The organism is Paraburkholderia aromaticivorans, assembly GCF_002278075.1.
In the GTDB taxonomy this organism is placed as follows: domain Bacteria; phylum Pseudomonadota; class Gammaproteobacteria; order Burkholderiales; family Burkholderiaceae; genus Paraburkholderia; species Paraburkholderia aromaticivorans.
This window is the reverse complement of record NZ_CP022991.1, coordinates 59,158-85,645: the sequence shown is the minus strand read 5'-3', so window position 1 is coordinate 85,645 and position 26,488 is coordinate 59,158. Positions and strand designations below refer to the sequence as shown.

Annotated in this window: 17 protein-coding genes and 2 pseudogenes; 10 read left to right on the top strand and 9 right to left on the bottom strand. The window is 60.8% G+C overall.

Annotation, left to right across the window (positions count from 1 at the left end; translation table 11 throughout):
* Positions 1–71 precede the first annotated feature (71 nt).
* Positions 72–149 (bottom strand): annotated as a pseudogene (locus tag CJU94_RS42620) (IS6 family transposase); the annotation flags it as partial.
* Between the two features lie 422 nt (positions 150–571).
* Here CJU94_RS42620 and CJU94_RS33420 point away from each other — a divergent pair.
* From CJU94_RS33420 to arsA, 8 genes and pseudogenes are all read left to right on the top strand, one after another.
* A pseudogene (locus tag CJU94_RS33420) lies at positions 572–1,492 on the top strand (GMC oxidoreductase); the annotation flags it as partial.
* A gap of 116 nt (positions 1,493–1,608) precedes the next feature.
* Positions 1,609–2,502, top strand: a complete 894-nt coding sequence (gene coxB / locus CJU94_RS33415; RefSeq protein WP_244221132.1) for a cytochrome c oxidase subunit II — start codon at positions 1,609–1,611, stop codon at positions 2,500–2,502.
* Positions 2,503–2,528: 26 nt separating this feature from the next.
* Positions 2,529–4,520, top strand: a complete 1,992-nt coding sequence (gene ctaD, locus CJU94_RS33410; RefSeq protein WP_095422963.1) for a cytochrome c oxidase subunit I — start codon at positions 2,529–2,531, stop codon at positions 4,518–4,520.
* On the top strand, positions 4,513–5,112 hold the full coding sequence (locus tag CJU94_RS33405) for a cytochrome c oxidase subunit 3 (protein WP_095422962.1): 600 nt from the start codon (positions 4,513–4,515) through the stop codon (positions 5,110–5,112). The genes ctaD and CJU94_RS33405 overlap by 8 nt, the downstream gene beginning before the upstream one ends.
* 10 nt (positions 5,113–5,122) lie before the next feature.
* On the top strand, positions 5,123–5,617 hold the full coding sequence (locus CJU94_RS33400; RefSeq protein ID WP_095422961.1) for a hypothetical protein: 495 nt from the start codon (positions 5,123–5,125) through the stop codon (positions 5,615–5,617).
* Positions 5,618–5,622: 5 nt separating this feature from the next.
* The gene (locus CJU94_RS33395) at positions 5,623–6,966 is read left to right on the top strand and encodes a c-type cytochrome (protein WP_095423391.1); all 1,344 of its coding nucleotides are present in this window, start codon (positions 5,623–5,625) and stop codon (positions 6,964–6,966) included.
* A 451-nt stretch (positions 6,967–7,417) separates the two neighbouring features.
* Positions 7,418–7,783 carry an arsenite efflux transporter metallochaperone ArsD gene (gene arsD / locus CJU94_RS33390; protein WP_095422960.1) on the top strand — a complete coding sequence of 122 codons (366 nt, stop codon included), beginning with the start codon at positions 7,418–7,420 and terminating at the stop codon, positions 7,781–7,783.
* Between the two features lie 13 nt (positions 7,784–7,796).
* The gene (gene arsA, locus CJU94_RS33385; RefSeq protein ID WP_095422959.1) at positions 7,797–9,569 is read left to right on the top strand and encodes an arsenical pump-driving ATPase; all 1,773 of its coding nucleotides are present in this window, start codon (positions 7,797–7,799) and stop codon (positions 9,567–9,569) included.
* A 672-nt stretch (positions 9,570–10,241) separates the two neighbouring features.
* Here the strand turns inward: arsA and CJU94_RS33380 are convergent.
* The 5 genes from CJU94_RS33380 to CJU94_RS33360 form a co-directional block, all read right to left on the bottom strand.
* Positions 10,242–10,637 (bottom strand): DUF302 domain-containing protein, encoded by a 396-nt coding sequence (locus tag CJU94_RS33380; protein WP_095422958.1) that lies wholly within the window; start codon positions 10,635–10,637, stop codon positions 10,242–10,244.
* A gap of 363 nt (positions 10,638–11,000) precedes the next feature.
* Positions 11,001–11,510, bottom strand: coding sequence for a hypothetical protein (locus CJU94_RS33375; protein ID WP_095422957.1), 510 nt, complete (start codon positions 11,508–11,510; stop codon positions 11,001–11,003).
* 254 nt (positions 11,511–11,764) lie between these two features.
* Positions 11,765–14,608, bottom strand: a complete 2,844-nt coding sequence (locus CJU94_RS33370) for an AMP-binding protein (protein ID WP_095422956.1) — start codon at positions 14,606–14,608, stop codon at positions 11,765–11,767.
* Positions 14,609–14,744: 136 nt separating this feature from the next.
* A complete protein-coding gene (locus tag CJU94_RS33365; RefSeq protein WP_244221131.1) occupies positions 14,745–16,403 on the bottom strand; it encodes an AMP-binding protein in 1,659 nt (552 codons plus the stop codon).
* Between the two features lie 279 nt (positions 16,404–16,682).
* Positions 16,683–17,881, bottom strand: a protein-coding gene (locus tag CJU94_RS33360) for an IS3 family transposase (protein WP_095420176.1) whose coding sequence is annotated in 2 segments (ribosomal slippage) — positions 16,683–17,566 and positions 17,566–17,881 — 1,200 coding nt in all. Because the reading frame shifts where the segments join, the coding sequence is not laid out codon by codon here.
* Positions 17,882–18,310: 429 nt separating this feature from the next.
* On the opposite strand from CJU94_RS33360, the gene CJU94_RS33355 reads away from it, so the two are divergent.
* Complete coding sequence (locus CJU94_RS33355; RefSeq protein WP_095422954.1) at positions 18,311–19,261, top strand: universal stress protein; 951 nt, start codon at positions 18,311–18,313, stop codon at positions 19,259–19,261.
* 80 nt (positions 19,262–19,341) lie between these two features.
* Here CJU94_RS33355 and CJU94_RS33350 read toward each other — a convergent pair whose 3' ends face one another.
* On the bottom strand, positions 19,342–20,400 hold the full coding sequence (locus CJU94_RS33350; protein ID WP_244221130.1) for an AI-2E family transporter: 1,059 nt from the start codon (positions 20,398–20,400) through the stop codon (positions 19,342–19,344).
* Positions 20,401–20,643: 243 nt separating this feature from the next.
* Between CJU94_RS33350 and CJU94_RS33345 the strand changes: the two genes are divergently transcribed.
* Positions 20,644–23,304: a cation-translocating P-type ATPase gene (locus CJU94_RS33345; protein WP_095422953.1), complete on the top strand. Its 2,661-nt coding sequence runs from the start codon at positions 20,644–20,646 to the stop codon at positions 23,302–23,304.
* Here CJU94_RS33345 and CJU94_RS33340 read toward each other — a convergent pair.
* The gene (locus CJU94_RS33340) at positions 23,276–24,274 is read right to left on the bottom strand and encodes an FAD:protein FMN transferase (protein ID WP_425272241.1); all 999 of its coding nucleotides are present in this window, start codon (positions 24,272–24,274) and stop codon (positions 23,276–23,278) included. The two genes, CJU94_RS33345 and CJU94_RS33340, sit on opposite strands and share 29 nt — an antisense overlap.
* A complete protein-coding gene (locus CJU94_RS33335) occupies positions 24,255–26,483 on the bottom strand; it encodes a PepSY domain-containing protein (RefSeq protein ID WP_095422952.1) in 2,229 nt (742 codons plus the stop codon). The genes CJU94_RS33340 and CJU94_RS33335 overlap by 20 nt, the downstream gene beginning before the upstream one ends.
* Positions 26,484–26,488: the final 5 nt, after the last annotated feature.

Below are 26,488 nucleotides of genomic sequence, written 5' to 3'. Positions count from 1 at the left end.
ACCGGGCGTGGTTTCGTTGTCCGATAAATTGATGTTCGCCGTTATCGGGTCCGTTTGCACCTAACAAGAGCATCGGTCTTCATCTCACGCACGGCCCGGCGCGAGGCGGCATACCCATCGCGCGTGAGCGTCTCCGAAGGATCCCGGCCGCCCATAGACGGACCGAACGCCGGGTGGCGGAAAAGAACTGCTGGCTTGCTCAGGGGCCGTGCCGGGACCGTTACATTGTGCGACGGTTTTACACGGCAATTGCAAATTCCACCGGCTTTTCACTTCCATTGGAATCCGCTTGCGCAGTCCGTGCTATTGGGCTGCGGGTTTCGCCGGGCAAAAGGTGACACACGGGCAAGGTTTTTGCGATACATCACGTTGTGACATTAGCGTCGTGCTGAGGGCTCAGATCGAAACCCGCGACGCAGATGTGAGCAGACAACCGGATGTGAGCAGACAACCGGACAAGCGCTTGCCAGTCGGCCCTGGGCCGCGCAGGAGAACAAAGATGGGTCAGACGGTCAGCGATTGTCTTGTCGAACGACTGCGCCAATGGGGCGTCCGCCATATCTACGGCTGGGCGGTGCAGGCAGGCGCTGAGATCCGCGATCTGGCCATGGTCGGGCGAATCGAAACGGACGACGCTGGGCACGCGACCGGTGTGCACTACGTGCGCGCTGTGGTGGGGCAGTTTCAGCAGGCGCGTAACGTCGCAGTCGCGGGCTATGCGATCGAGACGCCGTGCCTGCTTCTGATGCCCGCTAGCGCCGCGTTTCCAGACGGGCTTACGAACAGCTCGCGACCGGTGGGCACGAACCTGATGGTGCAGATCAACCAGGCGGCATGGGGCGCGATGGACGAAGACATCCGCTGGTACAAGGGGCCGCCCTCGCTCGCCATGACTGAGCACTGGAACTACACCGACACGGGTAAAGATTTCTTCGGCGGATATTGTTACATGAGCCGGGGGGCGCTTCCGGCTGCGCGGGCGTCGACGCAGAACGGTCGCGGTTTATGGGGCGATGCGCTGCTTCATGAGATGGAGAAATACAACCATCTGGCGGAGCTCAAGATTGTAGGCGAGACCCTGCCGCAGGAGCGAAGCCGCGTCACCCTTGCCGACGAGAATGACCAGTATGGCCTGCCGATCGCCCGCGTCACCTATTCGCTATGCGACAACGACACGCGCCTCGTGCGACGCGCCCTCGACTTCATGGCGCGGCATCTGCGGGCCGCTGGCGCCCGCGAAATCTGGAATCAGGAGAACGATACCTGCCATTCGAACGGCACCGCGCGCATGGGCGACGATCCGTGCACGAGTGAAGTCAATGGCGACTGCCGCGGTTGGGACATACCCCATCTGTGGATTTGCGATGGGTCGGCGTTTCCAACCCTGGGTGGCGTCAATCCGTCTCTGACGATTCAGGCGATCGCTTGCCGGACCGCGGATCGCATTGAAGCGCTCGTCGCGCGTGGGGAGCTGTCGTGCGCCTCGCGCTAACCGCGGGAAGAAGCAAACTCGCATTCCTGACAGTGCCTTTCGTGTCGCTGCCGGCACACGCCGATGCGCCGCTTGAATATTTTCTGCATTCCAATGGCCCCGCAGCAACGCCGACGATGCATCTAGGCTGGGGTCTTACCGCGATGTGCGTCGCGGTTGTCGTCATCATTGCGGTCCTGCTGGCGGGCGCGCTGTTGCGCCGGCGTCCCGCCGCCGCACCGCGTGCATTGGGCAAGGAGGAGGGCGGATTGGGATGGATCTATGTTGGCGTCGGCGTATCGACGTTGGCATTGCTCGCTTCGCTCTTCTACACGCTCGTCACCCTGCAGGCCGTTGCGCAGCCTTCGGCGCCCGCGGGCATGACTATCACAGTCACCGCGTACGACTGGTGGTGGAAGATCGATTACGGCGACGCTGCCGACCCGTCACATCGTTTCGTAACAGCCAACGAGATTCACATCCCGGTGGGTGTGCCGGTCAAGATCGGACTCAGGAGCGCAGACGTGATTCACGCGTTCTGGGTGCCGCGCCTAGCCGGTAAGACCCAGGCGATCCCCGGCCAGATCAACACGCAATGGATTCAGGCGGACGCGCCGGGCGTCTACCGTGGTCAGTGCACTCAGTTTTGCGGTGCACAGCATGCGCACATGGCGTTTGACGTCGTTGCGCAGCCGCAGGCGGATTTCGATGCCTGGCGCGACGCGCAGGTCCGTCAGGCAAAGGCCCCAGTCGACGGCCAACTGCGAACCGGCCAGAAGATCTTCATGGATCGCTGTGCCGGCTGCCATGCGATACGAGGCAGCGACGCTGCCGGCGTGCAGGCGCCTGATCTCACGCATGTTGGCTCACGCAAGCAGCTTGCGGCGGGCACGTTGCCGAATACGCCTGAACATCTGCTCGACTGGGTCCAGCACGCACAGCAGATCAAACCGGATTCACTGATGCCCAGCATTGCACTGAGCGCGCAGGATGCCACTGCGCTGTCGGCCTATCTCGCAACGCTCCGCTAGCGCAACGCCACCAGAAAGGGACGAACATGGCCGACCTCGCACCCAATCAACCCGACCTTCGGCTCGCCCGCCGGCCGGAAATCGGCCGTCTTCCGCAAGGGTCGGCGCGCGAGCAGCGTCTGCGTGAACTATGGGAAAGTGAACCCGGGTGGCGCGGGTGGCTCTCGACCGTGGACCATAAGCGGATTGGCATTCGCTACATCGTGACCGCGTTCATCTTTCTGATCGCTGGAGGCATCGAGGCGCTGGTGATGCGCGTCCAGCTTGCGCGGCCGAACTCACATCTGTTGTCGCCAGAGCAGTACAACCAGCTCTTCACGATGCATGGCATAACGATGATTTTCCTGTACGCGTTGCCGGTCCTGTCGGGATTCTCGAACTATCTGTGGCCCCTCGTGCTTGGTGCGCGCGACATGGCATTTCCACGACTTAACGCGCTTTCTTTCTGGGTTTTTCTTTTTGCTGGCCTCTTTCTCTACGCGAGTTTTCCACTCGGTCAGGCACCTGATGCCGGCTGGTTCAACTATGTGCCGCTTTCGAGTCTCGAATACAACACCGGGCCGAACGTTGACGTGTACGCGCTCGGCATGGTGCTGCTCGGTGTCTCGACGACAGTTGGGTCCGTCAATTTTGTCGTCACGCTGTTGCGCATGCGCGCGCCAGGCATGTCGATCGACCGGTTGCCGATTCTGGTGTGGGGTACGCTGACTGCGTCTGCCGCCAATCTGGTGGCAATTCCATCGGTCAGTCTTGCGTTCCTGATGTTGTGGCTCGACCGGCAGGTCGGCACGCACTTCTTCGATGTCGCCAATGGCGGCCGCCCGATGTTGTGGCAGCACATGTTCTGGATTTTCGCTCATCCCTGGGTTTATGTCGTCGTGCTGCCGGCCATGGGCATCGTGTCCGATGCGCTGCCAACCTTCTGCCGCCGGCCGCTCGTGGGCTATACACCCGTCGCGATCTCCACTGTCGCAACGATGATGATCGGCTTCGTGGTCTGGATTCATCACATGTTCGCGACAGGGATTGCGCCGCTTGCGCTGGCGTTCTTTGGCGCTGCCAGTACGCTCATCTCGATCCCGAGCGCGGTGGCCACCTTCGCGTGGATTGCAACCATCTGGCTCGGCCGCCCGGTCTACCGCGTGCCGTTCCTGTTTTTTGCGGGCTTTGTGCTGATGTTCGTGATTGGCGGCGTTTCGGGTGTCATGACGGCTGCCGTGCCGTTCGACTGGCAACTCACGGACACCTATTTCGTGGTTGCGCACCTGCACTACGTGCTGCTCGGCATCAACGTATTTCCCGTGCTGGGCGGCATCTACTACTGGTTTCCCAAGTTCACCGGCCGGATGACCAGTGAGAGGCTGGGCAAGCTCTCGTTCTGGGTCACTTTGATCGGCTTTAACGTGGGCTTTTTCCCGATGCACATTTCGGGTCTGCTGGGCATGCCGCGCCGGATTTATACGTACCCGGCCGACATGGGATGGGACACGACCAACATGATCACGACGATCGGCTCGTTCGTGTTTGCCGTCGGCATTCTGATCTTCCTGATCGATGTGGCAGTGAGCCTGCGGCGCGGCAAACCAGCGGGCGACAATCCATGGGATGGCGCATCGCTCGAATGGTCGGTGCCTTCGCCGCCGCCGCCCTACAATTTCGCCGTCGTGCCGGTGGTGGCGAGCCGTAATCCGTTGTGGGAAGACCGGATCGGGGAGGGCGCTCGCTCACAGCTCGAGGAAGGGTTCGTGCTTGACCATGGACGTGAGGCGCTAGGCACGACTTCGCTCGATGCGAGACCCGACATCATTCTCAAGATACCGTCAGACTCCTATGCCCCGTTCCTGCTCGGTTTGTTCAGTGCGCTGCTGTTCGTCGCGATGTTGCTGCATGCGTGGATATTCGCGGGATTCACGGCGGCGGCATGCGGTGCGGCGATCCTGCTCTGGCTATGGCCCGAACGCCTGCTGATTCAACGGGAACCGCAGCGTGTGCAGGACGTGGGAACTGGCCATGAGTGATCGGCTCCATAGCGATCTGATCCTGCCGGTCGGTAGCGCGGGCAAGTTGTCAAGCGGCTGGTGGGGCATGATGGCCACGGTCGCGACGGAGGCGTCGCTATTCGGCTATCTGATTTTCTCGTATCTGTACCTTGGCTCGCAGACCGAGCTGCACTGGCCACCCGAAGGACTTCCGAAGATCGGTATTGGCGCACTCAATACTTGTGTTCTGCTCTCGAGCAGCGTGTTCGTGTGGCTATGCGAGCGCCTGGTGCGCCGGCGCAGGATCCGCTGGGCGGTTGCGTCGATGGCGTTTGCGATCGCGCTGGGGATCGTGTTCGTCGGCATCCAGATGAAAGAGTGGCACGACCATCCCTACGACATCGCGACGCATCAGTACGGGTCGCTCTACTTCACGATCACCGGTTTTCACGTGGTTCACGTGCTTGTCGGACTCGTCGTGTTATCGGCTTTGCTGACCTGGACGGCCTTGGGCTACTTCGACGAAAAGCGCTGCGCCGCGCTGAGGATCGGCGGCCTGTACTGGCATTTTGTCGATGTCGTCTGGCTCTTTATCTTCATGACCCTATACGTCACGCCGTTACTTTTCTAGGAGAGCGACGATGTTCGCCGCAGTCAGCTATCAGAAAGCGCCTGAGGGGACAGCCCGGGCGTCAGCGCGTCCAGTTTCGGGTGACAATCCCGCACGCGAAGGCCCGCGGCGACGGCGCGGCGGCGCGCTGATGATGCTGTTCGGCCTGATGGGGGCGGCGGCAGCGTGGGTGTTGCAGACGGAAATCGGTGAGACGCTGGCTGCCCAGGCATGTTTCCCGCATCGAAGTGCGCTTGCGGCGCCTCAGTGGTCGTGGCTGATGCCGGCGCTGGACGCTATAAGTGTCGTCGCGCTGCTGATCGGCGTCGCGGGGGTTTGGGCGGCGTGGCGAGGCTGGCGAAGCGCCGCACGTCCGGATCCTGCTTCGCCTGCATCCGACGCGTCCGTTGGACGAACACGTTTTCTCGCGCTGGCCGGGATTATTCTCAGCCTGCTCTTTGTTGTCGGGCTGGTCGCGACCGGTTTGGCGGTGCTTCTCGTCTCACCGTGCAGCGCGTGGCGGTGACAGACATGGACCTGATCTCGCCGCGCGCCGTTTGGGCCATCTTCGCCGCATTGATCGCAGCGACCGTGCTGGGCCTATCCGCACACACCTCCGCGCAGACGCGTGCGACTGATGCCGGGAACGCGGCTGCGTCGGCGGACCCGGCGCTGATTTCACGCGGCGAATATCTGGCGAAGCTCGGTGACTGCGCCGGCTGCCATACCGAGCCGAAGCAGGGCGCGCCATTTGCCGGTGGCCTCGCGATGGGCTCGCCCTTCGGCACAATCTATTCGACCAACATCACGCCGGACCCGCAAACCGGGATAGGCCGCTACAGCTTTGCGGATTTCGAGCATGCGCTGCGGGACGGCGTGACACCCGACGGCAAGCGACTCTACCCGGCCATGCCGTATGCGTCGTTCACGAAGATCAGCGACGCAGATATGCGTGCGCTGTACGCGTACTTCATGCATGGCGTACAGCCGGTCAACCATCGCCCGCCCGAAACGAAACTGCCGTTCCCGTTCAGCCAGCGCTGGGGCCTGTTTTTCTGGGATCTGGCATTCGTGCGGCACGGGCGCTTCACGCCAAACGACAGGCACGACGTGCAGTGGAACCGGGGCGCTTATATCGTGCAGTCGCTCGGGCACTGTGGAGCGTGCCATACGCCAAGGGGTCCCGCCTTTGAGGAGCGCGGCTACGACGAGTCGTCGAGGCTGTACCTGACCGGCGGCACCAACGATCACTGGTTCGCACCGAACCTCACTGGTGACCCCGGTTCCGGACTGGGGCGCCTGTCGCCGCGCGATATCGCATCTTTCCTCAAGTCGGGCCACGGCGTCGATGTGCATGTGGTGACTTTTGGCAGCATGGTGGAGGTAGTCGAAGATAGCGCGCAATATTTCAACGACGATGATCTGGCGGCGATCGCGCATTATCTGAAGAGCCTGCCTGCGCGCGAGGCGTCGGGCGCTTTCAGCCCGAACTCCCAGAGAGCACAGGAGACGGCTGCCTCGTTGAAGACCGGTGAGGTCGAACGTCCCGGCGCGGGGCTTTACACGTCGTTCTGCGCGAAGTGTCATCAGGCCGAGGGGCGCGGTGAAGCACACAAATTCCCGGCCTTGGCGGGCAATCCCGTCGTCCTCGCGCCCGACCCGTCGTCGCTGATCCGACTTGTGCTGGAGGGCGGCAGTAGTCCGCAGACGGAGGATGGACCGACGCATCGAAAGATGCCGGCGTTCGAGAATCAGTTCACCGACACCGAAATCGCCAGGGTGTTGAGCTTCGTGCGCACGACCTGGGGTAACGAAGCAGCGCCGGTTGCGACGCGCGAGGTCTCGGTAATGCGCGGCAAGCTCAAGAAGAAGTGAATCCAGGGTGATATTCGCGGCTGTCGAATAGCTACCCGCACAGAGCGCTCAGCTTCCTGGGCAATTCGGAAGCGGCGTGTATGCGTGCTCGACCATCTGGACCCGATCCCGGATGGATCGCGCGGAACCCGCCGTTGCGCGAGCAACCGCCGGTCCTCGCGCCCGCTGACAACGCAGAGTTAAACCGTCACGAAGACAGCGCCTCAAGTCATGATCAGATGGCTGATCGTCCTGTCCCGGGAGATTCGCCTACATGTCAGCACCGGCGTTCCCTTGACGCTTGTCAACGACGCGGCTGCGGTCGATGGGCAAGTGATTTGATTCTCCATGCGGGGAAATGCCGTTCCATCGTCTGTGACTTGACCGAGGTCAATGACTTGTCCTTGAGAGGGACGAGCATGACGGAGTGAACACGGCTGCAGCCGGGTCGGCAGATTTCGTAGGAGCGACGATGAGCAAACTTGAAGTGTTTGAACCGGCCATGTGCTGCGCGACCGGTGTCTGCGGCGTCGATGTGGACCCGACGCTTGTTCAGTTCAGCGCTGATGTTCGGTGGCTTGCTGAACATGGTGTCGAAGTCGTTCGGCACGGCTTGGGACACGATGCAGCAGCCTTTGCGGCCAATCCGGAAGTGGTCCGCGAGCTGCATGCGGGTATGGACCGTCTGCCCATCGCAACGGTGGATGGCCGGATTATCTCCGTCGGGGTGTATCCGTCACGTGCCCAACTGATTCAGAAACTTGGGCTCAAGATTTCCGCCGCCGACAAGCCGCACATCAAAGCGGGGGCCTGCAGTTGCAAGCCCGGCGAATGTTAACCGGCGCACCGATATGACACTTCCTGCCGTTACAACTCGCCACCTCTTTTTTACCGGCAAGGGCGGCGTCGGTAAGACGTCGCTCGCCTGCGCAACGGCGCTGCAGTTGGCTGAAAAGGGAAAGACTGTGTTGCTCGTCAGCACCGACCCGGCATCCAATCTCGATGAGGTGCTTGAGACTCAACTTTCCGGGCGGCCGACACCAATCGCCAAGGTTCCAAACCTCCACGCGCTGAACATCGACCCGGAACTCGCAGCGGCCGCCTACCGCGAGCGTATGGTCAGCCCTTATCGAGGCGTGTTGCCCGATGCGGCAATTCGCAGCATGGAGGAGCAGTTTTCCGGTGGCTGCACCGTCGAGATAGCGGCGTTCGACGCCTTTGCCGACCTGTTGGGCGGGAGTGCCACCGCGAATGCGTATGACCACATCATTTTTGACACCGCCCCCACGGGGCACACGTTGCGTTTGCTGACACTGCCGTCTGCCTGGAGCAACTTTCTGTCGACAAACACAACCGGCAATTCGTGCCTGGGGCCTCTGGCAGGCCTCGAGCAGAACAGGCAACTGTACGCAGCGGCCGTTGCCGAACTGACCAACCACGACCGCACTACCATGGTTCTGGTGACCCGACCGGAGGCATCTGCATTCCGTGAGGCGGAGCGAACCCGTGTCGAACTGGTCGACCTCGGGGTCCGAAACCTTGTGCTCGCCGTCAATGGCGTTTTCAAGGCTGTTTCTTCTGACGATGACATTGCCTGCGCGATGGAAGGACAGCAGGCGGCAGCCATAAGGGCAATGCCGCCGGGGCTCGCAGCACTTGCGCGAAGCGAAACGGGCTTCATTCCCAGGGGATTGGTTGGGCTGACCGCGTTAAAGGCGTATTTGCACCCGGAGCAGATTACCGCGCCCAGGACAGATGCACCGTTGAGCATGAGGTTGCCTGGCGGCCTTTTGCCACTCATTGACGACCTTGAGAAGGCAGGGCACGGCCTTGTCATGACGATGGGCAAGGGTGGCGTCGGCAAGACGACGGTGGCTGCGGCGATAGCGCTTGAACTGGCGCAGCGCGGGCACGCAGTCCTGCTTTCGACCACTGACCCGGCCGCGCATGTGGCGTGGACTCTCCAGGAATCGCTGCCGGGTCTAACCGTGAGTCGCATCGACGCGGAACTGGAAGTCAACCGCTATCGCGAGGAGGTTCTTGCCAAGGCCGGGGCTCATCTCGATGCCCAGGGGAGGGCGATGCTGGAGGAGGACCTGCGGTCGCCATGCACTGAGGAGATAGCGGTTTTTCGTGCGTTCGCGCGAACAGTGGATGAGGCCCGGGACTCGTTCGTGATACTCGACACGGCCCCGACCGGACACACCATTCTGCTGATGGACTCGGCGGAGGCCTACCATCGCGAAGTCATGCGCACCCAGGGGGATATGCCAGACGCGGTTCGCCAGCTTTTGCCAAGACTGCGCGACCCCGATTTCACCCGCGTACTTATCGTGACGCTCGCCGAGGCGACACCTGTTCATGAGGCTGAGCGACTGCAAGCCGACCTCCGCCGGGCCCGGATTGAACCGTACGCCTGGGTGATTGACCAAAGTCTGCTCGCAAGCGGTACCCACGACCCGGCACTCGCCGAACGAGGGCGCTACGAGGTGCCATTCATCGAGCGCGTGATGAAGCAGGATGCGAAGCGGGCTGTGCTATTGCCGTGGCAGGCGACTCCGCCCGTGGGTCTACACGGGCTGGAAGAGTTGGCGCGCGGACATCGGCCAATAAACTCAAGGTAGTAGCGAGGAGGGCGCCCCTCGGTCATTGGGGAAGGTCCGCGGGCTCGCGCTCGAACGAGGGCGAACCTGTTCAAAATGCTGCATGGATTCCGAAAACGGCCACCCTCATAGAGCGGTTGAGTTGCCACGTTCACGGTCCGTACCAACGCCGTGCCGCGTTCAATACTTTCACGACGACGGCCGTGACTGACACTTCGACGAGAACACCAACCACGGTCGGCAGTGCAGCCGTGCGGCGCCAGAATTGAGGCCGAGAAGGTAAAAACTCCCAAATTGTAAAGTGATTGAATCCGTTTGATCAGCGGCATGCTGCTACGCCGTAGCACGGTAATTGGCCAGTGAGCCTGCATGCCATGTAGTCACTCATCGCGAGACGCATTCTTCGACGAACATGACCGCTGGCTTTCCGACTCGACGAGTGAATCACTGCCTGTCGCTTCATGATGGTAGCAGCATGCTTTTTTCTCGCGCGCCCGTCGGCTCATCGCGGCGCGAGCCGTTGACGCGGGCCAAATCTTCCCGGTCGCGGCATTTCGGTTCTATGACGTGCGTGTCGCTCCCGAGTTCACGAAAGCGGGAGCGCCGATCTTGAGGGCAAGGCGCTTCGAGACGGTGTCGACAAGAGGGGCGCTTGATGCGTCATGTCAATAACGCCATGCGATTGAGTTGCAATCAGACTGCGTTCAACGCACGCTTAAGGCGTTCGCTGACCTCTGTCGCGAGCGTGGTCAGATCCGGCTTCTCGACCAGTTCGAACATCACGGTCGGCTCGATGACATCGACGTGAACCACGCCTGCCGCGTCTTCCCTGGTGACGACATTGCAGGGCAGCAAGAGGCCGATTTCAGGCTCCGCTCGTAGGGCGCGGTGGGCTAGCGATGGGTTGCAGGCGCCAAATATGCGATAGGGGGGCATGCTTTCGCCAAGCTTCCTCTTGAGCGTCTCTGCGACGTCAATGTCACTCAGGATGCCGAATCCTTGTTCGGCGAGTGCGTGCTTGACCCGCTCGATTGCTTCATCGAAGGAACATGTGACCGTTTTACCAAATCCGTACGACACGCTGCTCATGGTTTTTTACTCCAGTAATGAGGGGAGCCAGACATGCAAGCGGGCTCCTCAAGCGCTTGATCCGGCGCGCATCAAGACGCGGCTGAGCAGTCGCGGTCAGCCACTGACCCATCCCTCGTCGTCTACGCGATTGGTGGTTGCGATCACAACCGATGCCGGCAGATTTTCCACTAGCGCAGCATCTCCGCCAGCATTGCCCGACGCGGAAAGCCCCACGGCACCTGTCGTGGGAAAGTGCGCCGGGTCGTCGCGCGCACGCATGCGTGGCTGGAGCACTTCCGGCGTTCCCCTATCCCGGATACGTCCCGTTCGTCGCACTTTTACGACGCCGCACACCGTGTCGATGAAGCACTAGACCACCAGTCACACGTATCGCGTCTTTCGAAACCTTGCGAGCTGCATGTAAGAGAGCCCGGTCACAAGACCGTAGAGAATGTGCAGACTAAAATTGATCCACGTTCGGGCGTCGATGAACCACGCAAATGCCGCTGTCATCACGTAGAAATTCACGAAATAGAGAAACGCACCGAACATTGTCCCAACGAGCAACGTCATTAACGAGTTGGAGCCAACGTCACACACTTCAATGAGCGTTGCAAGAACGAGTGCAAATCCGATTGCCAGCGCCAGATGAACGCTGAGCGCCACGATCAGCACGGCGATATCGCGTGAAGCCGGCTCTACGAAAACACCGTCCCCAATAGCAATGGCAGCGACCATGCGGATCGCTCCCCACAAGCTCCCACCTTTTGCGACGATCACACTCACGACGGAACATGTCAGAACAGTTGCCGAGATCATGCCCGAAATTATTGCTGCCCGCCAATCTGGAGTTCGAAGCTTGAACTGGCCCCCGCACAAATGAAATTCCATCACAATCTCCTTCAATGCAGGCGCAACAAAGTCCCGGAGCGCGGTCTGTATTCTTCTTGAATGCCTCTTTTTCGGGGTCCCTGAGGAGACTCAAAATGCGGCAGCGGGACATGCTCGTTCATCGAGTGTCGGCAGCTTGATTCACCATGCTAGCTTGTCGATCCCGATACGATTCATAAGTCAGAAAGAACCATTAGGCACCGAATGCATTGTTACCCTTTGATGGGGATCAACTGTCCTCGAACGGCGCCGGCCTAGATCTTGTCGTGACGAGTGGGTGTTTCCAACGGAGAGATCTCACTCAGAATCCGTTCGCCGCAATAGCCTGCTATTGCATCGCGTGCGGTATCACGCAGGGCCGCAGCAGCCTTCATGTCGTCTCCGATCGGTTCCAGAGCGGGGAGCACGGTCACCGTAATGTCGGCTCGTGTTGGCAACCACTGTCCATCCGGAAGCACAACGCGTGCGCCCGCGATTGCGATCGGTACGACAGGCCGGCGCGATGCGCAGGCGGCTACAAAGGCGCCGAGACGAAACTGCCGCAGTCCCGCGGATCGGACGAATGTTCCTTCAGGAAAGAAGAGCAGTGAGGTTCCAGCCGTCGCCTGCTTCACCAGCTCGCGTTCGTCTTCGGCCATGCGGGGATAGTCGACGCGCTCGACAAAGCGGGTGCCGATTGCCCGAAGGAAGGCACCCATCAGCAATCCGCCGGCCAACTCACGCTTGGCAACGATGCCAAGCGGCATGGGAATGGCCGCCAGCAACACAAGGCCGTCAAGATAGCTTGCGTGATTCGCAACGAAGATGGCTGGCCGCGCCATATCGATGAGATCGGCACCGCGTACCGTTACGTGAATGCCCGCAAGCTTCAAGGCTAGCCGTGCCGCGCGCGATCCAATCGCCCAGTTTCGCCGGACGTTCGGATGCGGTACGGTCAATAGCCATGTCGGAATGGCGATCAGGGTTACGACCAGCCAGCACCATGCGCCGTAGGCAGTCTGCCTGGCGGCGGCGCGAACCCGCCGGCCGATCGGCCGTACGGTGTTCGCTCCGATGCCGAGCCACTGAAGCCACGCAGGGCGCGGCAGGAGATTCCCGCGACTACGCAGGTACATCTCCATCGTAGCCGCATGCCGGATTTTGCCGCTCGATGTCTTCAGAATGCCATGCGGCGGGACCAGAGCGACTTCCTCTGGTGGAGCGCCCAGCAGAGCCACGGAGGCTTCGTTAATGCCAGTGCGCATCGCCGCGAGTACCTCAGGTGCCGTTTCGCGAGTCTCCGCAATGACGATCAGGCGATCGGTACCGGTCTCAATGTCGGGCGTTCCACACACTGCGACACAACCGTTGCGCACGCCAGGCAGATGCCCGACCGCCGCCTCCAGTTCATAGGGGAAGAAGTGACGCCCGGCCCGGATCACCAGATCCTTTACGCGGCCTGTGATGAACAACTCTTCATTGGCCATATATCCCAGATCGCCGGTATCGAGCCAGCCATCATGAATCAGCCGCGCGGTCATCTCCGGATTCTGAAAATACCCACGCGTCGCGGACGGGCTTCGGAATTCAATTCTCCCGACCGTTCTTTCGGATACGTCATTGCCGTCGACGTCGACGATGCGAATCTGGTTGCGGGGCAATGCGCGTCCGCACGAAACCAGTTCGAGTACGTCATCTGGCGACTCAGCTTTTGCCGCACGCTGCGAGTCAGCCAGTCGGGTGCGACTGATGCAGTCTGTTCGCACCCCTCGGCCCGGATCCGAAAACGCCAATCCGAGCGTGTTTTCCGCCAGACCGTAGACGGGGTTCAGGGCGGTCTCCCTGAACCCGTGACCGGCAAAGCGTGAGGCGAATGCCCGCATGGTCGGCGCGCTGACGGGTTCTGCGCCGCAGAAAGCGAGGCGCAATGAAGACAGATCGACGCCTTCGAGATCGGCGTCGTCGATCTGGCGCGTGCATCGCTCGTAGGCAAAGTTGGGCGCCGCCGTCATGGTGGCATGGTAGTGGCCGATCGCCCGCAACCAGTGCGCTGGGCGTGCGAGGAACGTCAGCGGAGACATCAGAATCAACGGGATACCAAAGTAGAGCGGCCCAAACCAGGCTCCAATCAGGCCCATGTCGTGGTACAGAGGGAGCCAGCTTGCGAAGATGTCGTGTTCCTCGATCCGGGCAGTCTCTCCCATCGCCCGGATATTGGCGAGCAGATTGGCGTGTGTGAGCACCACGCCTTTTGGTGCTCCTGTGCTACCGGAAGTGTACTGAAGCAACGCAACATCTTCCGCGCGCGGGACGTACCGCTCAATGTCCGTTTCGCCCATGAGCTGATGCGCCGTAACGATCTCACCTAGCGTCGGTATTCGCGCCTTTGCCAGTAGGCTTGCTCCGAGTGCACGAGACGGCACGATCATGACGCGTGAGCGCGCATCCGACAGAATGGCCGCGTGGCGTTTCAGGTGATCGTCGATCCGTGCCGATTGCACAGGCGGATACACCGGCACGACTATCGCGCCAGCGAGGAGGATGCCCGCAAAGCACGCGAAATAGTCGTTACCGGTTGGCAACATCAATGCGACGGTGTCGCCGGGGTTCACGCGGAACCTGCGTAACCCGCTCGATACCCGTAGGGCGGCCTCGTACAGCGCCGAGTAGGTCATCGTATGCGAAGATGCGTCCGCGTCGAGAAATACGATGTGTGTGTGATCAGGTTGCCGGGATACGTGCCACTGCAATGCCTCGACCAGCGTTTGTGCTTCGATCGGTGGATCCAGGGCGCCGGCCGGCGCTCGAAGCTCGGCGGCGCCGAATGCGCACCCGGGTTGCCTCGATGTCTCTCGTTCAAGTGCGCGCAGTAGATCGCCGGGCGTCTTCGCCTGCTCGAACAACGCAACCGGAAAATGCACGCCGAGCGTTTTCTCGATGCGGGCCAGCAGTTCGGTGCGCGCGAGACTGTCCAGGCCAAGGTCACGTTCGAATTCGCTGTTCAGCGTAACGCCATGTGGCCCGTATCCCCGTGGGCCGACTTCAGCGGCGAAAGCCTCGGCTATATCGAGCAACCGTTGGGCGTCGCTCGATCGGCGGCGGGTGACGTCTTCGTTCATATCGCACGACCGCTTCCGTGTCGGGATTTCAGCATAGGCGCGACCAGGAGGAGGGCGCTTGATCGTCGTCAATTGCTGAATTGCGCCTCGCGCGCAATCACGCGCCTTTACCCATGCAATCGCATCCCTGGCTCGGTCAGGTTAACGTTCGGCGGAGTACCTTGCCGAGCTGGTTCAGAGGCAAGGTGTCACGGAATTCAATTGACCGGGGAACCTTGTAGGCGCTTAGATTAGCGCGGCAGTGCTCCAGCACGGCGGCGGCTGTAAGATCCGCCGAGGACCGGACGACGAATAGTTTGACGGCGTGTCCGGTCCGTTCATCCGGCACGCCGACTACCGCTGCGGCGCTTACGCCCGCAAGCGCGGAGACCACGGCCTCGACGTCCGAGGGGTAAACCTTGAAACCGGACACGACGATCACGTCTTTCTTGCGGTCCACCAGGACGAGCATCTGCGCGGGCGTGAGATAACCAACGTCCCCCGTGCGAAGCCAGCCCTCGGGCGAGATCACTTCCGCGGTCTCGACGGGGTTCATCCAGTAGCCGCGCATGACCTGCGGGCCCCGCACCCAGACTTCTCCGATGACACCCGCGGCGACAGCTGCGTTGTCGTCGTCACGGATGCTGACCTCGGTTGAAGGCAACGGATAACCGACTGATCCGGAAAATTGCTTTGCATCCGTCGGATTCACGCAGACGACTGGCGACGCTTCGGTCAGCCCGTACCCTTCGATAATCGGCACTCCCGTTGCTGACTGCCACCGCGCGGCAACGGAAGCCTGAATCGCTGCGCCGCCGCCGATCACGAGACGCAGGCGTGACCAGTCCACAGCGTCGAAATGCGGTGTGGCGAGAAGGGCATTGAACAGTGTATTCACACCTAGCAGCGCGGTGGGCCGTGCGCGGCGCATCGTTCTGACGAGCGCGGCAAGGTCGTGGGGGTCGGTCACCAGCACATTGTGCCCGCCGATTTCAACAAACGTCAGCAGACTGGCGGTCAGCGCGAATATATGAAAGAGTGGCAGCGGTGTGAGAATGGTCTGAGGCGTAGAACAGAACGCCGAACCCAGCCATGCTCGAATCTGTGCGACGTTCGAGCTAAGGTTGCGATGCGTGAGCATCGCGCACTTGGGAGTGCCTGTGGTTCCTCCCGTGTATTGCAGCAGCGCGACATCGTCGAGACTGGGGCGGATGTGATCTCGCTCGATCGAATGCCGACACGACAAGGCCGCACTAAATGTCCAGTATTCCCTCTTTGCAGGCGGAATCGAGTCACGCACAACGTGCTGTACGAAATCCATTGCGGCGCGCCTGGGCAGCGGAAGCAGATCGCCCACCGCGACGGATATAACAGCCTTCGCCTGATTCTCATCCAGGATTTCGTCCAGTTTGCAGGCAAAGTTTTCCAGTACGATGATCGCTGAAACAGCTGCCGTGGCGAGCTGGATCTGAATCTCACGAGGCGTAGCCAGCGGATTGATATTAACGACGACAAGCCCGGCGTCGAGGACGCCATAGAAGGCGACGACATAGGGTAAGCCATTCGGCAAGATGAGTGCGACGCGCTCGAATGGCGCAAGTTTGAATTCGTTGACAAGAAACGCGGAAAAGCGGTGCGCATATAGCGCAACGTCCCGATATTCGAGCGTGTGATTGAACGAACTGAACGCGGGGCGTCGTGCGTAACGCGTACAGGCAGCGTCGAACATTTCAGGCAATGTTCTAACGCTTCTGGCATCGATAGCTGCGACGGGCGGCTCGGAGGAGGGAACGTCGATCGCTTTCGGGCACTTCATGGTCGATCGGGCCTTTGTCGTATAGGGCAGACGCGATGACAGTCAGGTCTGCGCACCTAACGACTACGTGTGCGTAGCCGGTTTGGCAGGCGTTAAAAGATCAACGAGTACGGTATTCCGCGACATATTCACTTCCGCGCCTGATTTGTGTCGCTATGGATCGAGCATAGGACTCGTTCGCCATGAGAGATTGACGTGTGTCAAGACGACCGGTGTGCCCAACGGATCGAATGCGATGGAGGTGGAGTTGCCCCTGTAACTCAGGACACTCGGACACCGTTAAGTTGATGAGGCAGCGGTTCGCCGGAACTCCCGGGGAGAACGGTACTTCAGTGCCTTATGCGGGTGGCGTTCGTTGTAGTGCTCAAATGCGCCGGCCAGATGTGAGAGCGCGGTTGGCACATCGGGCTTGTGCATAAAGGCAATGTAATCGTGCTTGATTGTCTTCACGAACGACTCGGCCATGCCGTTACTTTGCGGCGAACGAACGGGCGTAGTCAACGGCTCCAGGCCCAGTTTTCGAGCGAAACTGCGCGTGCGATGGTCGATGTAGGCAGAGCCGTTGTCCGACAGCCATTCGATGGGTGCGCCTGCCTGCGTCGTGCCGAAGCGTTGCTCGACCGCTGCGAGCATCACATCACGCACGACGTCGCCGCTATGGCCGCCGGTAGTCGCTGCCCAGCTAATAGCCTCCCGGTCATGGCAGTCCAGCGCAAACGTCACGCGCAACGGCGAGCCGTCGTCACAACGGAACTCGAAGCCGTCCGAGCACCAACGGACATTACTCTGGTCAACGGCGATGCGTCCGTCATGCCGGCGGGTATCGCGACGTTGGCCAAGGCGCCGAAGCAGCAGTTGATGGTCGCGCATGACGCGATAGACCCGCTTGGCGTTCACGCACGGCGCACCAGTCATTTCGTGACTACGTCGCAGCAGTGCCCAGACTCGCCGGTATCCATAAGTCGGCAAGCCCGCCACGTGCTCCTGGATTGCAGCGACCAGCTCCGTGTCGTCGGTCTGTCGGGCGCGGCGGCCGTCCAGCCAGTCCGGGGAGCGGGCTTTTCTGACTGCCAAAGCAGAGCGCGCTACGCCGAGAACATCGCAGACCGTTTTCATTGGTCGTCCCCGGGCAGTAAGGGCGAGCGCGCAATCCAGTTTTTTGAGCGGCCATACTCGACTGCTTCCTTCAGGATTTCTGCCTCCTGCGTCTTCTTGCCAAGCAGACGCTGCAGCTCCCTGATTTCCTTCATCGCTGCGGCTAACTGCGAGGCCGGCACCACGGCTTCTCCAGCCTTCACCGCAGCCAGGCTGCCTTCCTCGTATTGCTTGCGCCACGCAAACACCTGGTTTGGGTTGACCCCGTGTCGCCGGGCAACCGCTGAAACCGTTGCTCCCGGCTCCAGGGTTTCCTGCACGATGGCCACTTTCTCCTGGACCGAACGTCGACGACGGCGCTCCGGCTCGGTCAGAACTTCAATGCTTTCCACGATTTGCCTAGGCTTGAAACTAGTCACAAGATTCCCTCTTATTTTAAGGGGTGCCTCGTGTCCTGAGAATCAAGGGGCTACTCCAGGAGGCTCATCATGTCTGTTCGCAGCCAGAGCAATGCATTGGTCGTAATGAATGGTCCGTCGGGGCGCGCAATCATTCGCTATTGGAGTTCGAACCGCAATGCGAGGCATGAAGTGTCCCGTTCAGACGGCTGCGAACAACAGTGATAGCCCGTGGGCGGATGGGTTGATTCAGGTCAATCTGGGGGATGAGCCGGCGAATAGAGTGTACTGGGGCGTTGTTATCCGGACAGCCCGTGGGCAGGGCGCATGAGAGTGTCGTCGCGCGCGAAGGCTCGACAAACCGTCTGAGGAAACATATCGGACCCACCATGCGGACACCTTGGAGACTTCGTCATGAACCCTGCCAGTTCAACCCTCCTTGATCACGACGAAGTCGGTCGCATTCTCATCGCTGTAGACGCTTCGCCCGCCTCTTTGCGCGCTGCGGCCTATGTTCAGGGCATTGCGGCGCCAGGGGCACACGTGCGAATCGTAAGTGTGGCTGAAGATCCACGCAGGCTGATCCCGTTGGATCCACTTGTCGGAGTGGATCTCAGCTCGGTGCGCGACGAGTTGCTGCGCGGTGCTGAAGATGCGGTAACTCAGGCGCAGAGCATATTTTCGAGCGGCGAGACGGTCGTCGACACTGAGGTGATCGATCTTTCCATGCAGGGTCGGGATCTAGCCCACGCACTGCTTGAAGCAGCGCGGACGTGGCGAGCCGATCTCCTCGTGGTTGGCACCCGACAGAACCGTCGGCTACTACGCTGGCTGGAAGGAACAGTCTCTGAACCTCTGGCGCGAATCTGCCCGTGCTCGATTCTAGTTGTTCCAGTTTCTTATGAAAGAGATATCTGTGGCGGTCCGAAGCGAATGCTCTTCGCCGTCGACGGTAGCTCACCATCGCGGCATGCGCTTCGATACGGATTAAAATTCGCCACGAAGCAGACGTCCTTGCGTCTCGTACATATTCTTGATCAGGCGGTGAGGATGAGCGATTTTGTGCCGCTTCCTCTGTTTGAAGATGCACTTGTCAAAGAGGGCAACGCAGCACTTGCGGCGGCAGCGGAGTTGCTTGCCGGATTACGAATCGCGGCGGAATCCGCGATGATCAGCACGGAAAGGACTGGCGACGATGTGCCCCACGCCATCGTGAGGGAGGCAGATCATTGGAACGCCGATCTGGTCGTCATGGGCACACACGGCCGGCGTGGTATCTCGCGCTGGCTGCTGGGTAGCGTGGCGAGTCGCGTACTGCGTATCACCCACGTGCCGGTGTTGCTCGTCCGCCCGATCGCAGCGTGAAACAGGCTCCGGTCGTTGAAAGCTTGGGCGAAGTGATTTACTTGTATTCCTAAGCTCGTGCCAGCACCGCTGGCGATCCACTACTTAGGTGTGTCATTCCGCTGAACCGGTTGCCGCACCTGTTGCCGTGTCGCCTCTGTCTGCCATTCGCGCCACAGCGCCATCAGAACAGCCAGTATGGCGGGTCCAAGGAACAATCCGATCAGACCGAATGCGGCGAGTCCACCAAGCACACCAAACATGACGAGCAGAAATGGAATGCGTGCGCTGCTGCTAATCACAAAGGGCCTTATCAGATTGTCTACCCAGCTAATGACCAGCATTCCCCAGAGCAATAATCCGACTCCGGCCACCGTGCGGCCTGCAAATAGAAGACCGACCGCCACCGGCACCCATACCAATGGCGTGCCAAAAGGAATCAGTGCTACGAGAGCAGTGATCCCTGCCAGAGTGACGGGCGCAGTTACGCCTGCGACCCAGTAACCCAGCCCGGCCAACGCTGCCTGCGCGATCGCTGTCAGCACAATGCCGTAGACGACGGATCGGGTCATGCTGCCGATCGCGGTGAGATAGTCGTCAAGGCGCTCGCCGAGGAAGGGCCGCAAAGCCTGCCGTATCTGATTCAGTAGACTTTCTCCATCGCGGTACGTGAAAAACAGCGTCACGAGAGCAAACCCCAGCTTGGTGGCGTTTCGGGCCGCACTTCCGAGGATGTCACCGATTTCGCTTGTCCAGCGATTCGCCCATCCTGAGAGCTGGGAGCGGATGGCGGGGGGATCAATCTCCACATGATCGAGAAACGCCTGCAACGAGGACCCGATCCAGGGGATGCGCGCCAGAGAATCGGGTAAGTCGCGAGGACGATCGGAGAAGTAGGCGACGATAGCCCGGCTGGCGTCCCTTAGATCTTCTGTCAAAGGCTTCATCAGCCAGATGACTGGCATTGTGCACGCGCAGGTCAGGAGAAGGGTCATCAGCAGCGCGCTAGTACCCGCGCTTTCGCCGAGCAGGCGTCTCAAACGGCTGTAAGCGGGCCAGGTGACATACGAAATAATCAGCGCCCACGCGACCGGGACTAGAAAAGGGCGCAGAACCACGAACCCCAAAGCTACCAGACCAGCCAGAAGCAGAATTAGCACGACATGCTTTCCCGATGGCATAGAGCGCTCCCGTTCGTGGATTCGGCATTTCTGTATCTGGGCAGTCATCGCAGGCCGAAACAATGCTCCAGATACGACACCGGAGACCATATGATCTGCCCCTACCTGCACGGTACTGGTTGATAAAGGTCAATCAGCGAGTCTGACCCGCACCGATACTGGCACTTGCCGCGTACCTCTTCAATGCGACGTTCGTCGACTCTCGTACAGAAGGATCGGTCCATGTTGACTCCGACGCGCACGATTAGCCCTGAGGCAGAAGGTTCCGACAAATGGCACGCAATGCAGGTCGCGACCATCGCCATGCAACTGGGCACCGATTGCGATTATGGTCTGACACTGGCAGAGGCGCATCGGCGCCTCGCCAAAGACGGGCCGAACGAGATTCGTGAGCAGCGGCGCCGGAGCGTCCTTGACATGCTGACCTGTCAGTTCAAGGACTTCATGATCGTCGCTCTGTTGGCGGCGGCTCTCGTGTCGGGCCTGATCGGCGAGGCCGCGGACGCGCTCGTGATCGTCTCGATCGTATTGCTTAACGCCACAGTCGGCTTCATCCAGGACTATCGCGCCGAGCGTGTGATGGCGTCGCTCGCACAACTCGCCAGGCTGCAGGCGACAGTCATTCGCGAAGGCGAATGTCAAACGGTCCCGGCATCGGGCATTGTGCAGGGCGACGTCGTTTTGCTGGATACCGGTTCTACCGTTCCCGTCGATCTTCGCCTTGCCGAGGCGTCCGGGCTGAAGATCGCCGAAGCGGTTCTCACCGGGGAGTCGCTGCCGGTAGAGAAGGGCACCGCGTCGCTTGACGACGCTTCGCTACAACTCGCCGACCGGACAAATGTGGCTTTCAAGGGCACTGTTGTCACCTACGGTCGAGCACGAGGCATTGCCGTTGCTACCGGCATGGCCACCGAACTCGGCAAGATCGCCGGGATGATCGAAGCGGCACCCGTAGTCCAGACGCCGCTGCAAAAGCGCCTTGCAGCGTTTGGCCGCCGGCTGGCCATGATGATTCTTGTGATCTGCGCGATCATCTTTGCGACGGGTGTGCTGCGGGGCGAGCCAGTGCTGCTCATGCTTCTCACGAGCCTGAGTCTTGCCGTCGCCGCTATCCCTGAAGCTTTACCCGCAGTGGTGACCGTGATGCTTGCCCTTGGTGCGCGCAATATGGCACGACACAATGCCCTGGTGCGACGTTTGCCTGCGGTCGAAACCTTGGGGTCCGTGAGCTGGATCTGTACCGACAAGACTGGCACATTGACCCTGAACGAGATGTGCACAACTGAGCTGTACGCTGATGGCGTGCGGTTACCAATCGCATCGTTCGATACAAAAAGGCCTGCTGCGAGATGCTTGCTGGAGGCATTGGCGTTATGCAACAACGTTAGCCGTGCTGCGGGCGGGGAGGTCGCTGGCGATCCGACCGAGGTTGCGTTGTGGAGAGTGGCCGCTGACGCTGGCTTCGACAAGAGCGCGCTCGAAGTCACGAGCCCGCGCTTCCTGGAGTTCCCGTTTGACTCTGATCGCAAGCGGATGACGACGATTCACCGCAGCGAAACCGGATTTATTGCTTACACGAAGGGCGCACCTGAGACGGTCATTGAACGTTGCAACGCATCCCTCCCAGATCACGGTATGGTCGCTGTGGACCACGAACGCGTGCTGGCGGCGGCTGAGGCGATGGCGGAAAGTGGTCTTCGTGTACTCGCCGTTGCGAGCCGGAAGTGGGACAGTCTGCCTGCCGGTTGCAATATCGAAGAAATCGAATGCGGCCTCACTTTGCTTGGCCTGGCTGGCATGCGTGATCCCCCGAGGCCCGACGTCCGGCAGGCGGTTGCGGCCTGCAGATCGGCAGGAATCACTCCCGTAATGGTTACGGGGGATCATCCCGTAACCGCGTGCGCTATCGCTCGCGAACTCGGCATCCTTGCCCCCGGGGACACCGTGTTGACCGGCCAGGAACTCAGTCGACTCACGAATGAAGCTCTAGTCGCGCAGGTTGTGCATACCCGCGTGTTTGCCCGGGTGGACCCGGCGCAAAAGATCAGGATCGTCGAGGCGGCTCGGGCGCACGGCCAGTTCGTCGCGATGACCGGCGACGGCGTGAACGATGCACCGGCGCTCGCAGGCGCGGATATCGGCATTGCGATGGGCAAAAAGGGCACCGACGTCGCGCGGGATGCGGCCAGTATCGTGCTGCTGGACGACAATTTCGCCACCATCGTCGGTGCCGTCGAAGAGGGGCGGCGAATCTTCGATAACGTACGCAAGTTCATTCGCTACGCCTTAACGTGCAATTCGGCCGAGATATGGACTATTTTTCTCGCGCCATTCCTCGGTCTGCCGATTCCCTTGCTTCCCATACACATCCTGTGGATTAACCTGGTCACCGATGGACTGCCGGGGCTGGCGCTGGCGGCCGAACCGGCGGAGACGGGCGTCATGCTACGTCCACCACGGCCCCCCGGGGAAAGCATCTTTGCCCGCGGCATGTGGCAGCACATCGTCTGGGTTGGGCTCGCAATGGCCGGTGTCACGCTGCTAACGCAGGCATACGCCATCCACGTCGCGTCGGCACATTGGCAGACAATGACCTTTACGGTGCTCACACTCTCCCAGATGGGACACGTACTTGCCATCCGATCGGAGCAAGCGTCGTTTTTCGCGCGGGGAGCGCGTTCAAACATGCCGCTTGTGGGCGCGGTGCTGCTCACCTTTGCGCTTCAACTGGCGACGATCTATGTACCCATGTTGAACACCGTTTTCCGGACGACCGCGCTTAATATGACTGAGCTGGCAATGTGTGTTCTGCTCTCCAGTGTGGTGTTCGTTCTGGTCGAGCTCGAGAAACACCTTATCCGCCGGGGACTTCTATACCGTTGAAACCCGCATCAAACAAACCCGTGCCGATCGCCAGCATTTGTGCGCCATCGCGCAGCAGAAAAAGTGCGTCCAGCTGCTTGCGGCGTGCGAAATCCAGGCCTTTCTGAGGCCCCAACACCATGAGAGCGGTTGCATAAGCATCCGCGTCCATGCAGGACCTCGCCAGCACTGTGACCGACGCGACCCCGTTGCATAAGGGCTCACCTGTGCGCGGATCCACGACATGCGAGATGCGCTTGCCCTCGCATTCGCTCCAGTGACGATAGTCCCCCGAAGTCGCGACCGCGATATCCGTTAGTTCGATCACGCCGAGCGCCTCCCGGCGTTCATAGTCGGGACGCTCGATCGCGATTGCCCACAGTGCCTGGCCAGGCTTTGTGCCTCGCGCACGCATCTCACCGTCGATTCCGACAAGCCACGACCGAACGTCATGACTGTCCAGCACACGCGCCAATTCGTCTACGCCGAAGCCTTTGGCGATACCGCACAAGTCGAGGGTCACGTGCGCCTGCTTGCGAGCGCGACACTGCTCCACGTCGACGTCGAGCAGTTCGACCAGCGGGCGTCGGGGTCGTTCGCGCGAGGCTTCCCGCATGGTTGGCCGCGGCGCGTTGGATGGGCCGAAGCCCCACTGATCCACCACATCGCCGACACCTGCGTTGAACGCATTGTCTGTCTCGCGCCCCATCTCCGTCGCACGCACCAGCACCGTCGCAAGATTGCGGGATATCGGCACCCAGACGTCGGGTTCGGCTCTGTTCAAGCGTGTCAAATCGGAACTGTTCTTCCAGTTCGACATTTCCTCGTCTACCGCTCGTACCGCCGCATCCAGTTCAGAAGCGATCAGGGCGCGGTCCAACCCCGCCGGCGCGTAGCATTGCACGCTGTATCGGGTGCCCATCGTCGGTCCGTTGAACGTATAGCGCTCGGGACAACCGGCCATCGGTCCTTCAATAGACATCTTCGACATATCTTCCCTTCAATCTCATCTCGTTCACGGAAAGACCGGAGCCATCCAGAATGTGTTCCCACGCTCGGGCCACGCCGTTGGCCATGTCTCTGCCTCCGCACACCATGATCTGCGCTCCGCAGGCTGCGAGTTCACGAAGCGTTGGCGCGTCGGCCATGAGTCGCTCCTGCACGTAGGTCTTCCGTGCGGGGCACGAGAAGGCGGTCTTGAAAGCCGTCAGCCGGCGGTTGCCGACCAGGTTCTGCAATTCTTCGTCGTACAGGAACGACTCGCCTGAGCGTCTGGCACCAAAATACAGATGCATGGGCCGCCCCGCCGAGTTTTGCCGGATGAAGCCGACGAATGGGCTGATGCCCGTCCCGGCGCCGATAAGAATGATTGGCGCCTTTCCCGCCGGGGGTCTGAACGCAGGGTTCCGGCGAATGAACGCCTGAATCGCGTTGCCGGGCTGCAAAGCTGTCAGATAGCCAGAGCAGGCCCCATGCGCATGCCTGCGCACGCAGATTTCGATAAAACCATCTCGCGAAGCGCTCGCGAGCGAGTAGAACCTCGGCACGGTGTCGCCGGGCGGGATCACTCCTAGCAGGTCGCCCGCGTCGAATGACGGCAGAGCCCTTTGCAGCGGGGTGTGCCACCGCCGATTGCGCTGTGTGCTGCGGACAAAGCGCAACACCGACGTGACACGCCCAGAGTCGAGTCCATAGTCCTTGCGCTCCACAAGCGTCAGGGAGACGGTGCGCGGTAGCGACGGCTGGTAGCGCACGTCGAGTCGCACGTCGAGTCGCACGTCGAGTGCGATACCCAGTTGCTCGGTCCACTTCCTGAACGTGCTCTCCGACTGCCGGTCAACGCTGCTGCACTCGATGAGCGCCTGGCCGCCTTTGGCGATCAACGCATCGTGCACGGTTTGCGCATAACCACAGAAATGCGGGAACTGGCGATCCCCAAAACCGAGGACGGCAAACGCGGGTGGAACATAGTCGTTCATGCTCGCGAGCTTGCTCAAATACTGCGTGGCGTTGGACGGTGCATCGCCATCGCCATACGTCGAAGTCAGCACGATCAGGCGTTGCGCCTTGCAGTGGCGTGAGGAAAGATCGTTCATCGGCGCTATATGCACGCGAAAATTCGCGCGCGTCAGCGCCTGATGAATTGCGGCAGCAAACGCCCAGGTGCTGTTTCCTTCACTTCCCACGAGAATGACCGTATCGGCCTGACCCGCGCTCACGTTGTCTTGAACTTTTACCGTCGCGCGGCGACGCCGCACCCATAGCCATGCTCCAGTAATCGCCAAAACCGGCACCGACGCGCTCGCGAGCCCGAGGATCAGCGCGAGCCACCACAGCCCCTCGCCCGTATGAAGCATGAATACGACCTCGTGAAAACGCTGCCACGCGTCATTGGCCTGCCACGCGAGCCATTTCCCTGACGACGGGTCGATGTAGCCGGTGCCGCTCGATGTCCGCAACGCGTAGACGTCGCCCGAGTTCTGGGGGGAGGGCAACATCAGTTCACGCAGGTCGGTTATATCGACGTTCCTGAGCGCAGCAACGCGATTCACTGCAAGCGGGGCGCCGGTGCTCACGGAGGCCGGAAACGGAAGTTGCGCCGTGGCTCGTTCGGGGATCAACTCGAAGGTCGTCAACGACAGGACGAGCCCTGTTGCAGCCGAGAGCGTCAGCCCGAGAATGGCGACGCGGGCAACCTCATTGTGGATTCGCTGCAGACCGCTACCTCGAATGCGGCCGAACAGCTTCGCCCAGCCGCCCATACGGCGTTCGAGTAGCGCAAGGCCGGATGCGGCCAGCAGCAGCATCAAACCCGCCCCGACGCCGGTTGCGACGCGCCCGGCATCGCCGATGAGCAGCTTGCGATGGAGATTGGTCAGCCAGCGCGTGGTGGTCGACAGTGCATAAGGTTCGATACCGTCGCCCGTCACGGGATCGATGCGAGCGGCGCCAGATTCGCCGCCTGACGAATAATAGGCAATGACGGCGCCCGAGGGCTTTCGCACGATCTTCTCGAGCCCGGGGTAACGGGCCTTCACACGTTCGGTGAGCGTCGCGGCGTCGAGCGAATGCTGGCTAACCTGAACTACACCTGCGCGTTCGATCGCCGGGTTCAGAGATAGCATCGCACCGGAGATCGCCGCGACCATCAGGATGATGGCGGCGATCAGTCCGGGCAGCGAATGAAGCTTGCGAAGCATGGTGT